The 2,921-nt window shown below is 60.5% G+C and carries 3 protein-coding genes; 1 reads left to right on the forward strand and 2 read right to left on the reverse strand.

Annotated features, from left to right (window positions below):
• Positions 1–56 precede the first annotated feature (56 nt).
• Together JNL55_RS35940 and JNL55_RS35945 are read right to left on the reverse strand one after the other, a co-directional pair.
• Positions 57–1,391: a glutamine synthetase family protein gene (locus tag JNL55_RS35940; RefSeq protein ID WP_293866452.1), complete on the reverse strand. Its 1,335-nt coding sequence runs from the start codon at positions 1,389–1,391 to the stop codon at positions 57–59.
• A gap of 3 nt (positions 1,392–1,394) precedes the next feature.
• Positions 1,395–1,565, reverse strand: coding sequence for a hypothetical protein (locus JNL55_RS35945; RefSeq protein ID WP_293866454.1), 171 nt, complete (start codon positions 1,563–1,565; stop codon positions 1,395–1,397).
• A 248-nt stretch (positions 1,566–1,813) separates the two neighbouring features.
• On the opposite strand from JNL55_RS35945, the gene JNL55_RS35950 reads away from it, so the two are divergent.
• Positions 1,814–2,921 (forward strand): glutamine synthetase family protein (locus JNL55_RS35950; RefSeq protein WP_293866456.1); only part of this gene is annotated, 1,108 nt, incomplete at its 3' end.

Below are 2,921 nucleotides of genomic sequence, written 5' to 3' on the forward strand. Positions count from 1 at the left end.
GTTGTTCAGCTAACGTTGATTTATCGGAAACGACGAAAATACGTCATGAGACTCCATTAAACGTTCAACAGCAGATGCTCGCGTTCCCACGAACTGATCACCTGCAGAAAAGTTTCGTATTCGTTCTCTTTCACGGCCGCGTAGGCGATGACGAAACGCTCGCCGAGGATTTCGATCAACGGCCGGCAGTCACGCAGCAGCCGCAGCGAATCTTCGATGTTGCGGGGAAGAGAGAACGGCAAGTCATACGCGCTGCCGGTGATGGGCTCGCTCGGCTTGAGTCCTTCGACCATGCCGAGATAGCCGCACGCCAGCGAAGCTGCGATGGCCAGGTAAGGATTCGCATCGGCGCCGGCAATCCGGTTTTCGACACGACGATTGGTCGGGTTCGACACCGGCACGCGTAGTCCCGCAGTCCGGTTGTCATAACCCCATTGTGTATTGATCGGTGCGGAGTAATGCCGCGTGATGCGCCGATACGAATTCACATTCGGCGCGAACAGCGACATGGCGGCCGGCAGATACTTCTGCAGACCGGCGATGTGCGAGAAGAACAGCGACGAAGGACGGCCCTCGGCATCGCTGAATACATTGTTACCGGTGCGACGGTCGACGATGCTTTGGTGGATGTGCATGGCGCTGCCCGGCTCGCGAGCCATCGGCTTGGCCATGAAGGTCGCATACATCTTGTGACGCAACGCCGCCTCTCGGCAGGTGCGCTTGAACAAGAACACCTGGTCGGCCAGCGACAGCGCGTTTCCGTGCAGCAGATTGATTTCCATCTGCGCCGCGCCGTCTTCGTGAATCAGCGTGTCGATCTCGATGTCCTGCGCTTCGCAGAACGCATACATGTCGTCGAACAGCGGATCGAACTCGTTGACCGCGGCAATGGAGTACGACTGACGACCGATCTCGGGACGACCCGAGCGACCGATCGGCGGCTTCAACGGATAATCCGAGTCGGTGTTCGGCTCGATCAGATAAAACTCCAACTCGGGCGCCACCACCGGATCCCAGCCGTGCTGGGCATACAGCTCGAGCACATGCTGAAGCACATAGCGCGGCGCCATCGTCACCGGCCGGCCATCCGAATAGAAGCTGTCGTGGATCACCTGCGCGGTCGGCTCGGCGGCCCAGGGCACGACCCGCACCGTATTCGGATCGGCCTTCATCACCACATCGATCTCCGATGGGCTGATGGCGCGGTCGTCGTCCGGATACTCGCCGGTGACGGTCTGCAGAAAAATACTTTCCGGCAGGCGCATGCCTTCTTCTTCGGCGAACTTCGCCGCGGGCATCACCTTGCCGCGTGCCACGCCCGCCATGTCGGGAATGATGGCTTCACACTCTGAAATGCCGTGTTCTTTGAAAAATTGTTGGATGCCGCTCATACATCACCGTTCACGCGCTTCCAATTCGTCGCCCAGCGAAGCAATCCAGACCGGCGCCGCTTGAGCGCCTTCCGCCAGCGTTGCGAGGGTTTTCTCGCCGACGCAGTGGCCGAAATGCTGGCCCAACGGACGCCTGTCCGCCGGAATCCCGGTCAGGGGCCTACGAGTTGACACGTTTAAGATCTTTAACAACCGGCCAAATCAGTGGCCTGGTCGCGAGCCGTCATTTAAGCACAACCCGGGGCCGGCTGCCCGTCCGGGATTGGATGAAGACGACGAATTCTAGTTTTATCAATAAGTTATAAATAGGCGCCCGGGGGCCGCCAGCTTGCCGGCGGTCGGTGTCAGCCGCTATCCTCAACGCCGCGCCGGCGCGTCGGTAACTCGCCGGCCGCCCGCAAATCTTAAACAGGTAAACCCTTATGGCGGCCGCTGACCCCTCTGTGCAGCTGACTGCGTTCCGGCAGCGGCACCCCCAAACGCGCTTTATTGACGTGCTGCTCGCCGATTTGTGCGGAATCCCTCGCGGCAAGCGCGTGACTCTCGATGAACTACCGTCGCTGTACCAGGGCAGCTTCCTGTTGCCCGGCTCCATGTTCGCGCTCGACGTGCTCGGCGGCACCATTCAGGAAACCGGCCTCGGCTTCGACGAAGGCGACGCCGACCGTCGCTGCCTGCCCATCGACGGCACGCTGGTCCCGGTGCCTTGGCGTGGCGATGAAGGCATCGCGCAGATTCAAGTGTCGATGGTCGATCACGATGGTTCGCCGTTTTATGGCGAGCCGCGCCATGTGTTGGCCGACGTGTTGAAGCGCTTCAGCGCTTTGGGACTGACGCCGGTGGTGGCCATCGAGCTGGAGTTTTATTTGCTCGATCCGGAACGAACTATCGACGGCCGAGCGCAACCGCCTCGGCTGCCGCAGACCGGACGCCGCGAGTATCAAACGCAGATCAACTCGATGGTGGATTTGAATGAGTACTCTGCGGTGCTCGCCGAGATCTCTGCTGCTTGCGATGCTCAGCAGATTCCGTCGGGCACGGCGCTGGCCGAGTATGGGCCGGGACAGTTCGAAGTGAATCTGCAGCACTCGGCTGATGCGCTGCTCGCTTGCGATCAGGCGATTCGGTTCAAGCGCTTGGTGCGAGGTGTCGCTGCTCGTCACGGCATGGAAGCGACGTTCATGCCCAAGCCCTACATGGATCACGCCGGCAGCGGCGCGCACATTCATGTGAGTGTGCTCGACCGGGAGGGTCGAAATATTTTTTCTGCCGACGACGCCACCGGCAGCGCTCAATTGAAACATGCCATCGGCGGGCTGGCTGCGACCATGGCCGATGCCATGCTGATCTGGGCCCCGACCGCGAATTCCTATCGACGTTATCGGTCGGAGTCGTATGTTCCTTTGAACCCCAGCTGGGCCGTGAACAACCGCGGCGTCGCGTTACGCATTCCCGCCAGCACCGCCGAGAACCGCCGCATCGAACACCGCGTCGCCGGTGCTGATGCCAATCCTTATCTATTAACTGCCG

The sequence above is a fragment of the Steroidobacter sp. genome (assembly GCF_016790065.1).
Lineage (GTDB): Bacteria > Pseudomonadota > Gammaproteobacteria > Steroidobacterales > Steroidobacteraceae > Steroidobacter.

What these genes read in the sequence shown, in the direction of transcription:
- JNL55_RS35940 (WP_293866452.1), bottom strand. Translation starts at nt 1,391, where the DNA reads ATGAGCGGCATCCAACAATTTTTCAAAGAACACGGCATTTCAGAGTGT.